This is a genomic window from Exiguobacterium sp. s35 (assembly GCF_018617535.1).
Lineage (GTDB): Bacteria > Bacillota > Bacilli > Exiguobacteriales > Exiguobacteriaceae > Exiguobacterium > Exiguobacterium aestuarii.
On record NZ_JACSKI010000001.1, the window covers coordinates 1,821,347 to 1,839,626 of the forward strand.

Sequence of the window (18,280 nt, forward strand, 5' to 3'; positions counted from 1 at the left end):
CGCGTGTCCTCCTCTATGTCTTTAGGCATCTTTCGTCGGGTGTACGATCTTTCCGCCCGCCGCTTTATACAAACGGTTATAGACGGCTAAGGCGACCCCGACCGGTTCAATCTTGTTCACATAAATCTCATCGACGTCCGTTTCATCAAATCGACGAAGGGCATCGTATAAACGTTGCGCCGCCATTTCCATCGAAGTACCGAGGGAATAGGTGACGTCAGCCAATGTTGGCTCTTCGTCGAATACGAGTGCACCGATACGCAATCCCGCTTGCTGACGCTCCTCGATGACACGCTGTAACTCTTCACGTGTGCCATCGACTAAAAAGACGGGCGCCGTCGGGGCGTAATGCGTATATTTCATTCCCGGTGATCGCGGCGCAGCTTTTTCGTCACTCAAGTTGGCATCTAACGCGACCGGTCCGATGACAGCTTCGATTTCTTCTCGCGTCACTCCACCAGGTCGTAAAATCGTCACCGTGTCACCCGTACAATCGATGACGGTTGACTCGACGCCGATTCCAGTTGGACCTCCGTCCACAATCCCGGCAATCCGCCCGGCCAAATCATCAGCCACATGTTGAGCGGTCGTCGGCGACGGACGTCCGGAACGGTTCGCACTTGGGGCCGCAAGCCCTAAGCCTGACTTGCGAATCAACTCAAGTGCCGCCGAATGATTCGGCATCCGTAGTCCGATAGAATCCAATCCTGCGGTCACGAGCGAAGAGGCTCGGCCGTTTGAAGGCAAGATGATCGTCAAAGCGCCTGGCCAAAACGCATCCATCAAGCGTTTGGCGACGGGAGGAATCGAATCGACAAACATGCTTGTTTGCTCGATTGAAGCGATATGGACGATGAGTGGGTTATCCGACGGACGTCCTTTCGCCTCAAAAATCTTGCGAATCGCCACATCATTCATGGCGTCACCAGCGAGACCATAGACGGTTTCTGTCGGCATGGCGATGATTTCACCCGCTTGAAGAAGACGTACCCCCTCTTCAATCTCATTCGATTTAATCCATTTCGTTTCCATACGCAATCCCTTCCCTTACGGCATAGACGATACGGTCCTTGCCGTTTATATCTTTTAAAATACCCGTTTCTGCTTCAGGATAACGTTCAGACAGTAATGATTTCACATCTTGTCCTTGGTTATACCCGATTTCAAACGCAATCAATTGCCAATCGGCACGTAAGACGCGCACTGATTCTGAAATCAATTGCCGATACATGTCGAGCCCGTCCATTCCTCCAAAGAGGGCGAGATGTGGTTCGTAGCCGACGACCGTCTCATCTAATAGAACGTCCGCCTCAATATATGGTGGATTCGAGACGAGGATTCGAATCGATTGATCGGCAATCGGGGCGAGCCCGTCCCCTTCATAAAAACGAACACTCGCACCGAGCGATTCCGCATTTCGTTTCGCGACCGCAATCGCTTCCGGAGAAATATCGACGGTCTGCACACGTACACCGAGCTCTAAGCTGAGCGTGATGGCAATCGCGCCGCTCCCTGTCCCGACATCGACGATTTCATCGTCCGCTACATGACGAACCTGCCCGAGCACCCAATCAATCAATTCTTCCGTTTCCGGTCTCGGGATCAAGACATCCCGATTCACTTCGAACGAGCGACCATAAAACGGCGCCTGCCCAATCACGTGTTGTACCGGCTCGCCGGTCAACAGGCGCTCAATTCCAGCTTCGAACCGCGCTGCTTCATCAATGGATAATTCATCCGACAATCGAATGAGGAGACCCGTCCGATCGACATCAAGAACATGCATGAGCCACCATTCGGCAGCCGCACGGTCGCGTTCGGCCTCTTGAAGCCGTTCTTCTGTCTGCTTCAGTAGCGCAGCGATACGCATCATTCCGCATCCTCCATAAGACGTGCCTGTTCATCCATGATGAGGGCGTCGATAATGTCCTCGAGTTCCCCCGCTAACACACGGTCCAACTTTTGAAGCGTCAAACCGATACGATGATCCGTGACACGACTCTGTGGAAAGTTGTATGTTCGAATCCGTTCAGAACGGTCCCCTGTCCCGACAGCAGATTTCCGCTGTGCCGACAATTCTTCCATATGCTCGCTTTGCATTTTGTCATATAGACGTGCCCGAAGAACCTTCATCGCCTTGTCTTTATTTTTATGCTGTGACTTCTCATCCTGACACGAGACGACGAGACCGGACGGGATGTGCGTCAAACGGACGGCGGACTGCGTCGTGTTGACGGACTGACCGCCTGGACCTGACGAGGTGAACGTATCGACACGTACATCTTTCATATCGATATGAACCTCGACATCTTCTGCTTCAGGCAAGACGGCGACCGTTGCCGTAGACGTATGAATCCGGCCACCCGACTCTGTTGACGGGACGCGTTGCACACGGTGCGCACCATTCTCAAACTTGAGTTTCGAGTAAGCGCCTGCCCCGTTGATCATAAACGTGACTTCCTTGAACCCGCCTAGCTCGGTATAGTTCGCGTCAATCAGCTCGACTTTCCAGTTTTGACGCTCGGCGAATCGCGTGTACATCTTATACAGGTCACCCGCGAAAAGGGCTGCCTCGTCTCCACCTGCCGCGCCTCGGACTTCGACGATAACGTTCTTGTCATCGTTCGGGTCTTTTGGAAGTAATAAGATTCGTAACTTCGCTTCTAGCTCTTTCACTTCCGGCTCCAAGAGATTCATCTCTTCTTTGGCAAGTTCACGCATCTCGGCGTCGAGCGTCCGGTCCTCGAGCATCGCCTTCGCCTCTTTGAACGCCTCGCTCGTTTCTTTATATTGACGATACATCTGTACCGTCTCTTCTAACTGTGCCTGTTCTTTTGAATATTGTCGTAACTTCGTCGAATCACTGAGCACCTCAGGATCGGCGAGCATTTCATTCAATTGCATATAACGATCTTCCAATACACTTAAACGGTCAAACATGATGATCCGTCCTTTCTCCGTCAAATCAAACTCTATCTATTATAGCAAAAAAACGGACCGCCGAGGGCGGTCCGTCGATTCATCAGTCTGCCACCGTATGGCGGACCGGATGTGGTTTATTCGGTACATCATGGCAATGACGGCACCGCGGTTCGTACGACTCTGAAGCCCCGACCAAGATGACCGGATCTTCATAACGAGCCGGTTGCCCATCAATCAAACGCTGCGTCCGTGAAGCAGGTGCGCCACAAGACAAGCAAATCGCCTGAAGTTTCGTCACGAACTCCGCACGCGACAACAGCTCAGGCATCATCGTGAACGGTTCGCCACGGAAGTCCATATCGAGCCCGGCGCAGATGACGCGTTTGTCCTCGTTTGCGAGCTGTTCGATAACATCGACGATTCCTTCGTCAAAGAATTGCACTTCATCGATTGCGATGACCTGCGTTTCTTCGCGTACCGCATCGTATAAGTCTTGGCTCGATGCGATGGGTACCGCCACAACCGAGTTGCCCGTATGTGAGACGACGTTCTCTTCATGATACCGGTCGTCGATTGCTGGTTTGAACACTTGGACTGGAATCTTTCCATAGTGAGCACGGCGGACACGACGAATCAATTCCTCCGACTTCCCTGAAAACATACTCCCACAAATCACTTCAATCCAACCATATCGGTTCGTCACATGCATCATTATTCTTCGCCCTCTCCATCGATAATCGCTTTCCGATTATACCTATCTTTCGAGTTGAGGAAAAGGGTTGACTTCTCTCAATTTCTGTTAGAAGTGAATCCGACCTTTACTCGTCGGCTTTCGCCTCTTTTTGCACATCAATTAATTTCAATTTACGTGCGAGCGGTCGGATTGTGAGACCGTGTAATGTCACGGAAATGAAGACGAGACCGAGCGTGAGCGGTAACATTTGCTTCGCATCGTCAATCCCGAGATGCGCCACTTCTTCAGCAAAGAAACCGGCGACCGTCATCGCGACAATCCCACGCGGCGCAATCCACCCGATGAACCCTCGCTCCGCTAACGGCAATCCTCCACCGATCGTCGATAAGTAAATCGCTACTGGGCGAACCAAGAACAAAATACCCGCAATCGTCAAGAGGAGCGGCCATTGGAAGATATTCAAGAGCTCTGCTCGAGAAAGCGACGCCGTCAATAAGATGAAGACAGACGAAATGAGCAAGATTGAAATATCTTCTTTAAAGGATTGCAACTCTTCGATGATTTCTTCATCTCGATGTTTCGTATTGGCCATCGTCATCCCCATCGCCGTCACGGCGAGAAGACCGACTTCATGCATCATGAGCTCACTGAGTGAGAACAAGATGAGGACGGCCGTCAATGTTACCGAAGCCCGAAGGTAACGGGGCACTTTCTCTGCGACAAACCATCCCATGAGGAGATGCCCAAACAAATATCCGAGACCGATCCCGATGATACAGGCACCCGCAAACAGGAGTTGCATCCATAAATCCATTCCTTCATATACGATATAGCCGAGTCGTACGACAAAGAGTCCGAGCAACGCCCCGACCGGATCGACGATAATCCCTTCCCATTTCAAAATTGCCCCGACACGATCTTTCAAATGTGCCTGTCGTAATAATGGGATGACGACTGTCGGCCCAGTCACGACGAAGAGTGCTCCCATCGTCCATGCGACGACCCAATGCAACCCACCGACGTATTGGATGAGTAGCGACATCCCGACAAATGAAAGCGCGACTCCGACCGTGACGATTCGGACGATTGACCGTCTGAACTGATTGATTTCGCTGAAGTGAAGTCCGAGACTTCCTTCAAATAAGATAATGGCGACCGCAAACGAGATGATTGGACTATATAAATCCCCTAATAATTCACGCGGGTCAAACAGCCCGAGGATTGGACCCGCCAACACCCCGGCGAGCGTCATAATGATGATTGCCGGAATTTGATAACGCCATGCCAGCCATTGTGACATGATGCCGACCCCAATCAACAAGCTGATACTGATGAGTATAAGTTCCATAACGGCCCCCTAACGACAGTCTTTTGTCTCTTTACCCGCGTCGATGTAACAAAAAACCGCCAAGGGCAATCCCTAGGCGGTGAGCATACAACTTTACGATTAACGTTGGTATTTCTTGTTGAAGCGCTCGATACGACCATCTGCAGATGCGAATTTCTGGCGACCTGTGTAGAACGGGTGCGAATCAGAAGATACATCGACACGGATGAGTGGGTACTCGTTTCCATCTTCCATCGTGATTGTCTCGTTAGAGTAACGAGTTGAACCAGTGATGAATTTGAATTCTGTCGTCGAGTCCATGAATACGACTTTACGGTATTCTGGGTGGATTCCTTGTTTCATTGCTTTTCAACTCCTTCGGCCCTAAGTATTCTTTCAACCTAGAGAAAGTTCACTAGAATATAATATCACCCTACTATAGGATTTACAAGTCTGTTTTCGTTTTTTTCACTGGTCGTCTTTTTTTCTTATCTGCCTCGAGCGCAGCGAAAAAGTCGAGGTTCGTTTTCGTCTCACGAACACGGCGTAAGAAGTGTTCGACGAAGTCTGGAGACTCGTTCATCGTACGACGAATCGTCCATAGCGAATCGAGTTCCTCCTTGCCGAGTAAGAGCTCCTCTTTCCGCGTACCCGAACGGCGGATATCAATCGCCGGGAAGATGCGACGTTCTGCCAGCTTCCGGTCAAGATGAAGTTCCATATTACCCGTTCCTTTGAATTCCTCATAAATGACATCGTCCATCCGTGAACCCGTATCGACGAGTGCGGTCGCAAGAATCGTCAAGCTACCCCCGTCTTCGATATTGCGCGCCGCCCCGAAGAATTTTTTCGGTTTGTGGAACGCTGCCGGGTCGATCCCCCCAGAGAGTGTCCGCCCGCTCGGTGGGACAGATAGGTTATACGCACGCGTCAATCGTGTGATCGAGTCGAGTAAAATGACCACGTCTTTCTTATGTTCGACGAGACGCATCGCTCGTTCGAGGACGAGTTCTGAGATACGCGCATGGTTTTCCGGTGTCTCATCAAACGTCGAGAATGCCACATCTGCATCCGGTACAGAACGTTGGATGTCGGTCACTTCCTCTGGTCGTTCATCAATCAACAGAATGATCAATTCGACGTTCGGATGGTTCGTCGTAATCGAGTTCGCAATCTCTTTCAAGAGTGACGTTTTTCCTGCTTTCGGTGGCGCAACAATCAATCCACGTTGACCGAACCCGACAGGTGCAATCATGTCCATAACGCGTACCGAGAGGTGTTTCGGTTCGGTTTCGAGCACCATCTGTTGTTCCGGATAAATCGGCGTGAGTGCCGGGAAGTAATCACGTGAACGCGTCGAGTCTGTCGATTCACCGTTGACTGCTTCTACACTCAACAACCCTTGGAACCGTTCGTTCTCTTTCGGTTTGCGGACTTTCCCCGTCACGAGGTCTCCGTTTCGAAGGTTGAAACGGCGAATTTGTGAAGCAGCGATGTAGATGTCTTCGGAAGATTGAGAGTAGTTGATTGGTCGGAGGAAGCCAAACCCGCCGTCATTTTGTGACTGAGGATTCGGTGGAATGATTTCTAGAATACCTTCGAGGAAGTACAAATCTTTTGATTCGGCCTGTGATTTCAAAATCCGAAACATGAGCTCACGTTTCCGCGCTTCTCGGAAGTTTGGAACTTTGACTTCTTTGGCGATCTCATATAGTTCTTTTAACGTCTTCGTTTCGAGTTCACGAAGCGTGTAATTTTTTGTCGGTTCTGTCTGTTGACTCATTCAAGTCACCTATCTTTCTACATTTCATTACAAGAAGTATTCAACTTCGTTATTTTTGTTCTGCCATCATCTAACCACATTTTTGTCTTGTCGTCACCGTGCAAAAATCACCTTTTGCTCAACCGTTTCCCTCTTGTACAAATCCTTACACAGTAAAAGAAGATTTTGTAACAAAATAAGTACTATATCCACATATTGTTTCATTTTTGTTACAAGAAAACGCTTTTTTGACTTGTGATTGAAAAATGCTATCGGTCTTGCGCATGATATAGTTTATTTGCACAGGAAACCGGGTATTATCCGCCACTTGTGCTCTACTATAAAATACTACTCGATTTTGTCATATAGAAACGTACACATTTAAAAACGGAGGGATTTATACAATGTTAAAGCGTATTGCATCTATCGTCGTCGCTGCCACTGTTGCTTTCTCGGGTCTCATGTTCTCAACAGGTGAACAAGCAGAAGCCGCTACCGGAACGTTTGCTTACTCGAAAGTAAACGGCTTGAACATCCGTACTGCCCCGTCACTTACGTCATCGAAAGTTGTCGCGAAGATGGATAAAGGTCAACGCTATACATACCTTGGTAAATCCGGTTCGTTCTATAAAATCAACTACAAAGGTACTCACCGTTACATTTCAGCATCTTCAACGTACACGTATTTGAAACCGAGAACGTCTACTTCAACATCAACGACAGTTTCAACGTCATCGTCAAGCAAGCGTGCAAAACTCGTTGCTGAGTCGAAAAAGTATCTCGGTACACCTTACCGTTATGGTGGAACAACGACTGCTGGATTTGACTGCTCAGGTTACACTGGACATGTTTACAAAAAAGCAATCGGCAAAACACTCCCACGTTCTTCACGTCAGCAATACTCAAGCGCGAAGAAAATCTCGAAGTCATCGATTCAAGCAGGAGACCTCGTCTTCTTCTCACATTCGGGCGGAACGATTCACCACGTCGGGATGGCACTTAGCAAAACACAAATGATCAATTCAGAAACAGGCGGCGTGAAATACGCGAGCTTCACTTCTGGATACTGGGCACCACGTTACGTTGGCGCTGGATCATACCTTTAATACGATATCAATGCGACTCGGTTCATTGGAACCGAGTCGTTTTTTATTTTTGCTTGAGCGCACCTCTCGCGTTCGTCGCCGCAAACACAATCATGAGTACACTCATCGTACCCGCGACCGCGAGTCCTGCCGATAAAGCACCCCAGTCAATCTCCGGTTGCGTCAGAACCGCCCGCATTCCTTCAAAAATATATGTCGTCGGATTAAACGTTGCTGCTACTTTCAACCATTCCGCCTCAATCAATTCTTTCGGGACGAACGTCGTCGATAAGAAAATCAGTGGGAAGAACAAAAGCGTACCCGCCTGTGCGGCTTGCGCATTCCGGGTTTTTAACGCAACACCTACGGAATAACCCGCAAAGCCAAGACCGAATCCAATAGCAAGTAATACCGTGAAGAAGAAACCGACCGCTCCGACAGGAATCGTGAGACCGAGTAGAAAAGCGACCGCAAAGATGAGCAGTGTTTGGACAAGCAGCTGCAACATTCCGGCAATCATCGGTCCGAGCACAATCGCAGTCCGGGTCGCCGGAGTCAATAGTAATCTCGCGAAATAACCGCTCTCGATATCGCGAACAAGGGCTTGTCCTGTTCCTCCTGCCCCGCCGACGGCACCTGAGACAATCGATACCGGCAAGATGAAGTTCAAGTAGTCGCTTCCTTCAAATTGAGGAAGCGAGGCCACACTGGATAGACCGCTCGTGTACACGAGTAAAAAGAATACAGAGATGATCAAGTTCGGGATAAACGAAAATGGATTTCGGATCGTCGTCACTAAGCTCCGTTTCGTAAATAACCATGTCTCAGTCCACACGAATCTCGCCCCCTTCATAAGATTCACCTGTCACTTGTAAGAAGACGTCATCAAGCGACGGTTGTTTCACGGTCAATCGTTCGGGTTGTAGTCCCCGTTCATCTAACGCTCGAACAATTTCGGTCAACGTCACATCGCGTAGTTCGAACGAGACATGATTCCCGTTCGCCGTCGTCTCGAAGAGTGTGGCCGCGGTCATCGCATCCGCTTCATTTGAAAAGTCCATTGCAATCGTCTCACCGCCGACTAGTTGTTTCAGTTCCTCAGCCGTTCCCTCACTGACGATTTTCCCATGATGGATGATGGCAATCCGGTCAGCCAATTCATCCGCCTCTTCTAAGTACTGGGTCGTCAAAAAGATCGTTGTCCCAAATTCTTGATTCAGTCGCCGTACTTCATTCCATATCTCAATCCGACTCGCCGGGTCGAGACCCGTCGTCGGCTCATCTAAAAACAATACGGTTGGACGATGGACGAGCGTGAGGGCCAAATCGAGACGTCGCCGCATCCCTCCTGAATACGTACCACTCCGTCGATCCGCGGCATCTGTCAGAGAAACGACTTCTAACAATTCATCTGCGCGACGACGCGCCTCCTCGTTCGACATCTTAAATAAACGTCCTTGTAAGACGAGCAGTTCACGACCCGTCAGTACTTTATCGATCCCGGTTTCCTGTAGTGCGACCCCGATGGACAGGCGGACGTCTTTTTCTTGTTTGACGACATCGAATCCGTTCACCCGCGCCACCCCAGACGTCGGACGGACGAGCGTCGTCAACATTTGCACCGTCGTCGATTTACCGGCACCGTTCGGTCCTAAAAACGCAAAGATTTCCCCTTCTTTCACGGAGAAAGAAACATCGTTCACCGCCGGAACATCTTTAAAGGTCTTCACGAGTCCTTCCACTTCAATCATCACACCCACCTCCTGACTATCCATTCCCGTTTTCTCAATCTTTCATCACAAAAAAGCCGCGGACGTTTACACATCCGCGACTCCATGTTATTCAGGTTTCATGACCATTTTCGGTTTTTTCGTAAGGGAGTGGTTCCCTTCTACGAAGCGTACGGTACCAGATTTGGCACGCATGACAACGGAATGCGTCTGCCCGCCTTGAGACGTGAATTGGACACCACGTAACAATTCACCGTCCGTGACACCTGTCGCCGCAAAGATACAATCTTCACCTTTCACCAAGTCATTGAGTAAAAGGATTCGATCCGTGTCTTCGATCCCCATGTCATGGCAACGCTGTTTTTGTGCCTCGTCTTCCGGGAGCAAGCGTCCTTGGAAGTCTCCCCCTAGACACTTCATTGCGACCGCGGCGATGACGCCTTCCGGTGCCCCACCTGAACCGAGTAGTAAGTCGACACCCGTTTTTGGGAAGGCCGTGTTAATGGCTGCCGCGACATCCCCGTCTGGAATCAACTTGATTCGAGCTCCAGTCGCCCGGACCCGCTGAATGATTTCCTCATGTCGGTCCCGATGTAAAATAGTCACGACGACGTCTTCCACGTTTTTCTTCTTGGCTTTCGCCACGATTTCGATATTCTCTTCAATCGAGTTGTCGAGACTGACGAGACCCGCAGCTTCCGGTCCGACCGCAATTTTTTCCATGTACATATCCGGTGCGTGAAGAAGGTCTCCCGCATCGGCGACAGCGAGAACGGCGAGCGCTCCCCACGTCCCCGTCGCTACGATGTTCGTTCCTTCTAACGGGTCGACCGCGACATCAAGACGCGAGCCATAGCCGTTCCCGACCTTCTCCCCGATATAGAGCATCGGGGCCTCGTCCATTTCACCTTCCCCGATGACAACAATCCCCTTCATCGGAATCGTATCAAAGACATCTCGCATCGCCGTAGTCGCTGCATCATCTGCCTCGACCTTTAAACCGCGACCCATCCAACGGGCTGAAGCAAGTGCCGCCGCTTCTGTGACCCGGACCAGTTCCATCGATAAACTTCGTTCCACCCGAAATCTCCCCTTTATATCTCGGCGTGATCTTCCACCCAAACGAGCGCACCGAGCTGTTTTAATTTGCCAACAAAGTCGACATATGAATCATTCAATCGTTCTGCATGAAGTAACGTCGATTCTCCAGACGCCTGAAGTGCCGATAAAACAAGCGCCGCTGCACTTCTTGCGTCTGTACATTCCATCTCTGCGTTTGCGAGTTGATTCCCTCCGCGAATGACCGCCGAAGCATCTTCTAGCGTAATCTGTGCGTTCATCCGACGCATCTCGGCGATATGTCGGAATCGTTGGGAGTACAATTTGTCTGTGACAATGCTCGTCCCGTCCGCCTTCAATAAAGCCGCTGACATGATTGGCTGCAAATCACTCGGATATCCCGAGTAATGGAACACACGAATGTCTGTCGGCACGAATTTCTTAGCAGTCACAGTGACCGACTCCTCACCGACCTCTACCTCCGCACCAAAATCCAACAGTTTTTGAATGACACCTTCAAGGTGTGTCGGAATGACCGGTTGTACGGTCACGCTACCCGATACCGCTCCGAACATCATGAACGTGCCGGCCTCGAGGCGATCAGGAATCAATGTGTGTGTACATCCGTGCAAACGTTCGACGCCTTTGATGCGAATCTCATCGGTACCCGCTCCACTCACGTGTGCTCCCATCGATGTGAGCATCGTTGCCACGTCGACGACTTCAGGGTCACAGGCCGCATTCTCGATGACCGTCGTCCCTTTCGCTAAAACCGCCGCGAGCATCGCACTCACGGTTGCCCCGAACGACCGCAAGTCCAAGTAAATTCGATTCCCGACGAGTTCTTCGACCCGGACATGATAGAGACCGGATTCATTCTCGACATGAATTCCGAGACGTTCTAACGCTTTCAAATGTAAGTCAATCGGTCGTGGACCAATCGCATATCCCCCAGGTAGCCCGACCGCTCCTTTTCCGAATCGAGCGGCGAAGACACCGAGTAAATAGACAGCGGCACGAACTTTCCGCGTCTCGGAACCAAGAAGAGGCATGGCGACGGCTTCATTCGAATGAATGGTCATCCGTTCTCCCTCACGCTCCACTCGAACTCCTAGCTCTCTTAACAAGTTGACCATCACTTCTACATCTTCAATCATCGGGACATTTTCAATTGTCACCGACTCTTCTGTGAGAAGTGCAGCCACAAGGCAAGGGAGGGCGCTTTGTTTCGCCCCGCTAATCTCGACGGTTCCTTCTAATTTTTGCTGCCCAACGATATGGAGAATTTCCACGCTGATCAAAACCTTTCTACGACGGACTTATTTGGATTGAGCGTTGTTCCAATCCGCTAAAAACTGCTCAATGCCTTTGTCTGTGAGCGGATGTTTCATCATCTGTTCGATGACTTTGTAAGGGACTGTCGCAATATCAGCCCCAAGGAGTGCGGCTTTCGTCGCATGAACCGGGTGACGTACAGATGCCGCAATGATTTCTGTCTCGATGCCATGAATCGCAAAAATGTTGGCAATCGTCTCGATGAGATCGAGTCCATCTTGACCGATGTCATCCAAACGTCCGATGAATGGAGAAACATACGAAGCGCCGGCACGTGCCGCAAGTAACGCTTGGTTCGCGTTAAAGATGAGCGTCACGTTCGTTTTGATCCCGAGCTCTTTGAACTGTTTCACCGCTTCCATCCCCGCTGGTGTCATCGGTACCTTTACCGTAATATTCGGCGCGATGGCAGCAAGTTCCTTTCCTTCTTCCACCATACCCTTTGCATCGAGTGCAATAACTTCCGCACTTACCGAAAGATCCCCGACGATCTCACAGATTTCACGAAGTCTTGTATGGAAGTCGACACCTTCTTTGGCGACGAGCGATGGATTCGTCGTCACGCCTCCGATGACGCCCATTTGGTGAGCTTGTTTAATGTCTTGCACATTTGCTGTGTCAATGAAAAAACGCATATGTGTCTCCTCCTTCATTTGTGATCGCTTACAATCTCTATTATGAGGAAAGAACAGGTGAATTACTACACCCTTTGTCAGATTCCGAGCCTGAGGAAAGCCGAAATATACAAAAAGTCGGTCCTCATAGAGAACCGACTTGATCAAACAGGATTATGCTTGGTTGCTAGAACCAAACTCACGCATTTTGCCAGTTACGACGTTGTAGATCGCTTCGATCCCAGGTCCGATAACTTTACGTGGGTCATATACTTTCGAGTCAGCGTCAAGCTTCTCACGTACCGCACGAGTCCACTCTTGTTGGCACTCTGTGTTGACGTTGATTTTGCTGTGTCCGAGCTCGATTGCTTTTTTAACTTGGTGCTCAGGAATACCTGATCCGCCGTGAAGAACGAGTGGAGTTTGTGTCGCTTTCGCGATTTCTTCCATCTCTTTGAAGCCAAGCTTCGGCTCACCTTGGTATGGTCCGTGTACAGAACCGAGTGCTGCAGCGAGTGCATCCACTTTCGCTTCTTTAACAACACGTACACACTCTTCGAGGTCAGCGTATTGTACGCCACCGATGACGCCGTCTTCTTCGCCGCCAACTGTACCGACTTCTGCCTCAACAGAAGCGCCTTTAGCGTGCGCGTACTCGACAACTTGTTTCGTCATTTCAACGTTTTCGTCGATCGGGTGGTGTGAACCGTCGATCATGACTGATGTGAATCCAGCGTCGATCGCTGCTTTACACTTGTCGAATGAAGAACCGTGGTCAAGGTGGATTGCAACTGGAACAGTGATGTTGTAGTCGTGCATGAGACCTTCAACCATTTTGACAACTGTTGTGAAGCCACCCATGTACTTCGCTGCACCTTCTGATACACCGAGGATTACTGGTGATTTCTCGTCTTCCGCAGCGCGAAGAATCGCTTGCGTCCACTCGAGGTTGTTGATGTTGAATTGGCCTACTGCATACTTGCCTTCGAATGCTTTGTTAAGCATTTCTGTCATTGATACTAATGGCATAATGACATCCTCCTGTCTGTTCGCTATTATACACGTTTGGGAAAAGTTCCCCCGTGCAATTCGTTCCCATTATAACACACCGTAAAACATGTGCCTATGCTATTCGGGCATAGAAATGGCTTAGCGCAAGCGTTTACATATGTCATCTTGGTGACGAAACGTCAAATTTCCAAGACTTCCTTCACTTTTTCAATCATTCCGTATATATCAAATGGCTTTTCAAATTGCGCAGCAATTCCGAGACGACGCACCTCGTCAATCACCGTTTCTTCTCCGAACGCCGTCATGATCATGACAGGTGTCTCTAGTTCTTGTTCTCTCATCCGACGCAATACTTCATGACCGAACATACGCGGCATGTTCATATCGAGAAGTACTAAGTCGTATCGTTCTTTCTCTAAAAACTCCCAGGCTTTGATGCCGTCTTGCGCCGTGTCCACGTCAACACCCATGTTCGTGAACACTTGTGCGAGCATCGTACGAATTCCATCCTGGTCGTCTGCAATCAACATCCGTGACATGCATGTCCCTTCTTTCATTCATCATTTTCCATAATCAAACAATTTAACCATACCAAACTCATCTCTTTTTCGCGATGCCTATCTTTTGAAATCAAGGGAACGGCGTCTCGGAACTGTCCTCTTCCTGCTCTTCTTTCAACTGTTCTGGCACTTCCAACGCATTGACCCGTTCATAATCGGTCACTTCGGGAGATTCTTCTTTCACAAATACTTTTAAAAAGTCTCCTTCTGCCAACAATGATGGAGTAGAAATGGCTAACGGTCGCTTCTTCCCATCTTCATCGTAGCCGATGAGGTCATATCGATACCCGTTCGACGTCTGTGTCGCCACTTCCGCATTCGGGACTTTGACATAATACACATCCGCCAATAGACGATCCACGTCGACATAGCGCCAGCCTACTACTATTAGAACGCCGATCAACAAGACGGCGATGAGCTTTCGTTTCATAAACAGTTCTCCTTCAACATAAGAGTCACTACTTATGAGATATACCGTTATTCCGAAGTCATGAAACCATTCCACAAAAAGAGGTTCATCCTGTTCAGAATGAACCTCTCGTATGACGCATTGTATCTTATGATTCGACAGTCACTGGAACAACTGCAATTTCAATTTCTTTCTCGACTTCTTCACGTTCCTCTTTCAAACGCTCATCTGACCATTTGAAGACATCGGCCATGCAGCGAAGGACGCCGTCTTTGTATTGACGGACGAAGTCGATGTCAAAGAACATCGCTCCCGTGCGGCGAATCAAGAAGTCGATGGCACGAACGACCGATTCTTCCTCGATGCCGTACACCAACTGCGCATAGACGATTTCAGGAAGGTCATATGCGTTCGCATCCATCCGTTCAATGACGCGATCGATATTCGATCCGTATAGACGAACGAGTTCTTCCGCGTGGTTTGCGTCTAGACCATGATTTTGAAGTTCTTTTGTTTTCTTCTCAAGGAAATCTTTGAAGCCTTTCGATCCACCAACATGACCACCGGACATCGGCATATGCTTCGTACGGCTAGCCAAATAGACGACACCGTCTTCTTCTTTCAACAATTTCGCAACGAGGTCGACGACTGTTTCTGACATCTTGCGATACCCTGTCAATTTACCACCGGCAATCGTGATCAAGCCGCTGTCTGACTGCCAAATTTCGTCCTTACGTGAAATTTCAGAAGGGTCTTTTCCTTCTTCATAAATCAACGGACGAATACCTGCCCAACTTGATTCCACATCATCCGCTGTGACATTGACGTCTGGGAACATATAGTGAATGGCTTCTAAAATATAATCGCGGTCTTCCGTCGTCATGCGTGGATGTGCTTTGTTTTTATCGAAGAACGTATCCGTCGTTCCGACGTATGCTTTGTTTCCGCGTGGAATCGCAAAGACCATGCGACCGTCCGGTGTATCGAAATAGATCGCTTGTTTGAGCGGGAATTTCGACTGGTCGATGACCAAGTGAATCCCTTTCGTCAGGCGAAGCTGCTTCCCTTTTTTCGAGTTATCTTCTTCCCGTAACTCGTCGACCCATGGACCGGTCGCGTTGATGATTTTCTTCGCATAGACGTCATAAGTCGACCCGTCAATCTGATCTTCGACGTGTACACCAGCCACTTTGCCGTTTTCGTAAATCAATCCTGTCACTTTGGCGTAGTTCATGAGAAGCGCACCATGATTCGCTGCTTCTTTCGCCACTTCAATCGTCAATCGTGCATCATCTGTCCGGTACTCGACGTAATAGCCGCCTCCGACCAAGTCGTCTTTTTTCACGAGTGGTGCCTTTTTGATGACTTCATCTGGTTTGAGCATCATGCGACGCTCTGCACGTTTTACACCTGCGAGGAAGTCATACACCATGAGTCCGATTGATGTCGAGAATGGACCGAACGTGCCTCCCTTGTGCATTGGTAAAAGCATTTGTTCCGGTGTCGTGACATGCGGACCATTCTCATATACGATTGCTCGTTCTTTCCCGACTTCTGCGACGAGCGCTACTTCGAATTGTTTCAAATAGCGGAGTCCCCCGTGAACAAGCTTCGTCGAACGACTTGATGTCCCTGCCGCAAAGTCTTGCATCTCGAGGACAGCTGTCTTCATCCCACGCGACGACGCATCGAGCGCAATCCCCGCCCCGGTAATACCTCCACCAACAACAAGAACGTCATGACGTTCACTCGTCAGTTGCTCATATCGTTTCGCTCGTTCTTTCGCTGAGAAATTTCTGATTTCCATCTTATTCCCTCCTATAGTAAGTACGGTTCAATGGATAGAAAAAGAGACCACAACAAAAACAAGGCTTCCCCCTTCTGTTGTGGTCTCTCTATTGTCTCGAACCGAATATCAACTTTTCTCCTGTATTATACCCTATTCTTTTGAGTTCAATCATCTCTTACGCTTGAGCAATCTGTAATGTGTTCATTCACAAGCATCCGACTCGCATTTTTGAGTCGAGAAGCTTAGACTTCAAGGTATCATGTTGAAGGAGGATTTCAGATGAAACGTATGTTACAACCTTTTCAGTTTAAAAATGGCGTCGAGGTACCGAACCGCCTCGTATTGGCACCGATGACACATTACTCATCAGAGCCAACGGGCGAAGTATCCGAGCATGAGCTCGCCTACTATCGGAAGCGGGCGCAAAACGTCGGGCTCGCCATTACGGCTTGCGCGTACGTGACAGAAGACGGGAAAGGGTTCCCGAACGCATTCGGGGTCAATGACGACAAATTCATCCCAGGTCTCCGTCAATTGGCGGAAAGTTTAAAAGCGGAAGGTGCAAAAGCCATCCTTCAAATTTTCCACGCAGGACGGATGTCACCACCTGAACTCGTCCCGAACGAACAACCGGTCAGTGCAAGTTCCGTCGCACCTGTTCGTGAAGGCGCCGTCACACCACGTGCGCTCGAGACGTCAGAAGTCGAAACCATCATCGATGCGTTCGGTGAAGCGACTCGTCGCGCTATCGAAGCCGGGTTTGACGGAGTCGAGATTCACGGAGCGAACACATACTTGATTCAACAATTCTTCTCACCACACTCGAATCGCCGTGAAGATCGCTTCGGCGGTGATGTCCATGGTCGTTTGACGTTCCCACGCGAAGTCATTCGCCGTGTCAAAGAAGCCGCAGCAGATGCAGAAGACTTCTTAATCGGTTATCGCTTCTCACCAGAAGAGATTGAAGAGCCAGGGATCACACTTGATGACACAGATGTCCTGCTTGATATGATTTTAGAAGAAGGCGTCGATTATATTCACGCTTCTCTTTGGAACTTCAACACAGCTTCGATGCGTGACGAAAACGTCACAGAGCGTTCCATCGATCGGATTGCCAAACGGATCAACGGCGCTATCCCACTCATCGGGGTCGGACAGCTCCAACGTCCTGGGCAAGTGGAAGATGCACTCGACGTTGTCGACCTCGCCGCGCTCGGTCGCGAACTCATCATCGACCCAGAATGGCTCGAGAAGGTGAAAACAGACCGCGAAGACGAAATCGAGACAGAACTCGACTTGGATAAACAAGCCGAACTCGCCGTGCCAGCCCCACTCTGGAATGCGATTACGACTCGTGCCGGTTGGTTCCCGATTAAAGATCAAAAAGTGAAGTAACACAACACACCGCGGATTGTTTCATCCGCGGTGCTTTTTTATGCTTTCCACTCTTCTCGTAACATGCCCATCCGAATCGAATCATAGCGCTTCCCGTTCACGACACGCACTTGACGGATTCGACCTTCGAGCTGCATTCCCACTTTTTCAGCGACTCGCATCATTCGCTCATTCCCGGACCACGTCGTCAAGCCGACACGGACGACAGGTAACGTCTCAAATAAATGCTCAGTCCATAAGCGAAGGGCACGCGTTCCGACTCCCCGATTCCAGCGGTCGGGCTGATGCAAGATGATGCCCATCTCGAGCCACTCTCGTCCGGCATCTTCAAAATAGTAAGAAACGGTCCCATATACCGTTCCATCCACTTCAATGACCCACATGTCTTCTTTCTGGATAAACGACCGTTCGATTTGCTGAAATTCCTCATAAGACATCGCTTTGTGTTCAAAGTAAGGCGCATCCCATTGTTTCCATTCCGGTGTCGCCTCTCGATAAATCAATTCCCATAGTCGTGATAAGTCTTTTTCTTCAATTGGTCGAATGACCACTTCTTGATCTTGTCGCATCTTGTCTTCCTTTCTATAT

19 protein-coding genes are annotated in these 18,280 nt (G+C 49.6%); 2 read left to right on the top strand and 17 right to left on the bottom strand.

The genetic code is table 11. From position 1 onward, the window contains the following. Positions 1–21: 21 nt before the first annotated feature. The 7 genes from KNO75_RS09220 to rho all read right to left on the bottom strand — a co-directional run bounded on the left by KNO75_RS09220 (position 22) and on the right by rho (position 6,726). Positions 22–1,032: an L-threonylcarbamoyladenylate synthase gene (locus tag KNO75_RS09220; RefSeq protein WP_214792902.1), complete on the bottom strand. Its 1,011-nt coding sequence runs from the start codon at positions 1,030–1,032 to the stop codon at positions 22–24. Then, on the bottom strand, positions 1,013–1,873 hold the full coding sequence (prmC, locus tag KNO75_RS09225; protein WP_483298002.1) for a peptide chain release factor N(5)-glutamine methyltransferase: 861 nt from the start codon (positions 1,871–1,873) through the stop codon (positions 1,013–1,015). The genes KNO75_RS09220 and prmC overlap by 20 nt, the downstream gene beginning before the upstream one ends. Continuing rightward, entirely contained in the window at positions 1,870–2,940 is a 1,071-nt protein-coding gene (gene prfA / locus KNO75_RS09230) for a peptide chain release factor 1 (protein ID WP_214786259.1), read from the bottom strand. Before prfA ends, prmC begins: the two co-directional genes overlap by 4 nt. Before the next feature lie 82 nt (positions 2,941–3,022). Then, the gene (locus tag KNO75_RS09235; protein WP_214786257.1) at positions 3,023–3,634 is read right to left on the bottom strand and encodes a thymidine kinase; all 612 of its coding nucleotides are present in this window, start codon (positions 3,632–3,634) and stop codon (positions 3,023–3,025) included. 106 nt (positions 3,635–3,740) lie between these two features. Then, on the bottom strand, positions 3,741–4,964 hold the full coding sequence (locus KNO75_RS09240; RefSeq protein WP_214786255.1) for a cation:proton antiporter: 1,224 nt from the start codon (positions 4,962–4,964) through the stop codon (positions 3,741–3,743). A 99-nt stretch (positions 4,965–5,063) separates the two neighbouring features. Then, positions 5,064–5,306: a type B 50S ribosomal protein L31 gene (locus KNO75_RS09245; RefSeq protein ID WP_012727387.1), complete on the bottom strand. Its 243-nt coding sequence runs from the start codon at positions 5,304–5,306 to the stop codon at positions 5,064–5,066. A gap of 82 nt (positions 5,307–5,388) precedes the next feature. Next, positions 5,389–6,726, bottom strand: coding sequence for a transcription termination factor Rho (gene rho / locus KNO75_RS09250; protein WP_214792894.1), 1,338 nt, complete (start codon positions 6,724–6,726; stop codon positions 5,389–5,391). 383 nt (positions 6,727–7,109) lie between these two features. Here rho and KNO75_RS09255 point away from each other — a divergent pair, with 383 nt between their 5' ends. Beyond that, positions 7,110–7,811: a C40 family peptidase gene (locus KNO75_RS09255; RefSeq protein WP_214821292.1), complete on the top strand. Its 702-nt coding sequence runs from the start codon at positions 7,110–7,112 to the stop codon at positions 7,809–7,811. A gap of 43 nt (positions 7,812–7,854) precedes the next feature. Here the strand turns inward: KNO75_RS09255 and KNO75_RS09260 are convergent, their stop codons facing one another. From KNO75_RS09260 to KNO75_RS09300, 9 genes are all read right to left on the bottom strand, one after another. Beyond that, positions 7,855–8,625, bottom strand: a complete 771-nt coding sequence (locus KNO75_RS09260; protein WP_012727390.1) for an ABC transporter permease — start codon at positions 8,623–8,625, stop codon at positions 7,855–7,857. After that, on the bottom strand, positions 8,615–9,541 hold the full coding sequence (locus KNO75_RS09265) for an ATP-binding cassette domain-containing protein (RefSeq protein WP_214821294.1): 927 nt from the start codon (positions 9,539–9,541) through the stop codon (positions 8,615–8,617). The genes KNO75_RS09260 and KNO75_RS09265 overlap by 11 nt, the downstream gene beginning before the upstream one ends. Before the next feature lie 87 nt (positions 9,542–9,628). Beyond that, on the bottom strand, positions 9,629–10,600 hold the full coding sequence (gene glpX, locus KNO75_RS09270; protein ID WP_074035838.1) for a class II fructose-bisphosphatase: 972 nt from the start codon (positions 10,598–10,600) through the stop codon (positions 9,629–9,631). A gap of 14 nt (positions 10,601–10,614) precedes the next feature. Beyond that, complete coding sequence (murA, locus tag KNO75_RS09275) at positions 10,615–11,871, bottom strand: UDP-N-acetylglucosamine 1-carboxyvinyltransferase (RefSeq protein WP_214821296.1); 1,257 nt, start codon at positions 11,869–11,871, stop codon at positions 10,615–10,617. A gap of 27 nt (positions 11,872–11,898) precedes the next feature. After that, positions 11,899–12,549, bottom strand: coding sequence for a fructose-6-phosphate aldolase (gene fsa, locus KNO75_RS09280; RefSeq protein WP_214792882.1), 651 nt, complete (start codon positions 12,547–12,549; stop codon positions 11,899–11,901). A 153-nt stretch (positions 12,550–12,702) separates the two neighbouring features. Next, the gene (gene fba, locus KNO75_RS09285; RefSeq protein WP_214694578.1) at positions 12,703–13,557 is read right to left on the bottom strand and encodes a class II fructose-1,6-bisphosphate aldolase; all 855 of its coding nucleotides are present in this window, start codon (positions 13,555–13,557) and stop codon (positions 12,703–12,705) included. 161 nt (positions 13,558–13,718) lie between these two features. Then, positions 13,719–14,078, bottom strand: a complete 360-nt coding sequence (locus tag KNO75_RS09290) for a response regulator (protein WP_214792879.1) — start codon at positions 14,076–14,078, stop codon at positions 13,719–13,721. A gap of 91 nt (positions 14,079–14,169) precedes the next feature. Beyond that, positions 14,170–14,529, bottom strand: a complete 360-nt coding sequence (locus KNO75_RS09295; protein WP_214821298.1) for a YxeA family protein — start codon at positions 14,527–14,529, stop codon at positions 14,170–14,172. Between the two features lie 127 nt (positions 14,530–14,656). Continuing rightward, a complete protein-coding gene (locus KNO75_RS09300; RefSeq protein WP_214786243.1) occupies positions 14,657–16,315 on the bottom strand; it encodes a glycerol-3-phosphate dehydrogenase/oxidase in 1,659 nt (552 codons plus the stop codon). A gap of 261 nt (positions 16,316–16,576) precedes the next feature. Here KNO75_RS09300 and KNO75_RS09305 point away from each other — a divergent pair, with 261 nt between their 5' ends. After that, positions 16,577–17,692: an NADH-dependent flavin oxidoreductase gene (locus KNO75_RS09305; RefSeq protein WP_214821300.1), complete on the top strand. Its 1,116-nt coding sequence runs from the start codon at positions 16,577–16,579 to the stop codon at positions 17,690–17,692. A 38-nt stretch (positions 17,693–17,730) separates the two neighbouring features. On the opposite strand, the gene KNO75_RS09310 is transcribed toward KNO75_RS09305, so the two are convergent. Next, the gene (locus tag KNO75_RS09310; protein WP_214821302.1) at positions 17,731–18,261 is read right to left on the bottom strand and encodes a GNAT family N-acetyltransferase; all 531 of its coding nucleotides are present in this window, start codon (positions 18,259–18,261) and stop codon (positions 17,731–17,733) included. Positions 18,262–18,280: the final 19 nt, after the last annotated feature.

Coding starts and splice junctions, on each gene's coding strand:
- KNO75_RS09255 (WP_214821292.1), top strand. CDS start 7,110: ATGTTAAAGCGTATTGCATCTATCGTCGTCGCTGCCACTGTTGCTTTC.
- KNO75_RS09305 (WP_214821300.1), top strand. CDS start 16,577: ATGAAACGTATGTTACAACCTTTTCAGTTTAAAAATGGCGTCGAGGTA.
- fsa (WP_214792882.1), bottom strand. CDS start 12,549: ATGCGTTTTTTCATTGACACAGCAAATGTGCAAGACATTAAACAAGCT.
- KNO75_RS09235 (WP_214786257.1), bottom strand. CDS start 3,634: ATGATGCATGTGACGAACCGATATGGTTGGATTGAAGTGATTTGTGGG.
- KNO75_RS09240 (WP_214786255.1), bottom strand. CDS start 4,964: ATGGAACTTATACTCATCAGTATCAGCTTGTTGATTGGGGTCGGCATC.
- prfA (WP_214786259.1), bottom strand. CDS start 2,940: ATGTTTGACCGTTTAAGTGTATTGGAAGATCGTTATATGCAATTGAAT.
- prmC (WP_483298002.1), bottom strand. CDS start 1,873: ATGATGCGTATCGCTGCGCTACTGAAGCAGACAGAAGAACGGCTTCAA.
- KNO75_RS09265 (WP_214821294.1), bottom strand. CDS start 9,541: ATGATTGAAGTGGAAGGACTCGTGAAGACCTTTAAAGATGTTCCGGCG.
- KNO75_RS09300 (WP_214786243.1), bottom strand. CDS start 16,315: ATGGAAATCAGAAATTTCTCAGCGAAAGAACGAGCGAAACGATATGAG.
- KNO75_RS09220 (WP_214792902.1), bottom strand. CDS start 1,032: ATGGAAACGAAATGGATTAAATCGAATGAGATTGAAGAGGGGGTACGT.
- KNO75_RS09245 (WP_012727387.1), bottom strand. CDS start 5,306: ATGAAACAAGGAATCCACCCAGAATACCGTAAAGTCGTATTCATGGAC.
- KNO75_RS09295 (WP_214821298.1), bottom strand. CDS start 14,529: ATGAAACGAAAGCTCATCGCCGTCTTGTTGATCGGCGTTCTAATAGTA.
- rho (WP_214792894.1), bottom strand. CDS start 6,726: ATGAGTCAACAGACAGAACCGACAAAAAATTACACGCTTCGTGAACTC.
- KNO75_RS09290 (WP_214792879.1), bottom strand. CDS start 14,078: ATGTCACGGATGTTGATTGCAGACGACCAGGATGGAATTCGTACGATG.
- fba (WP_214694578.1), bottom strand. CDS start 13,557: ATGCCATTAGTATCAATGACAGAAATGCTTAACAAAGCATTCGAAGGC.
- KNO75_RS09310 (WP_214821302.1), bottom strand. CDS start 18,261: ATGCGACAAGATCAAGAAGTGGTCATTCGACCAATTGAAGAAAAAGAC.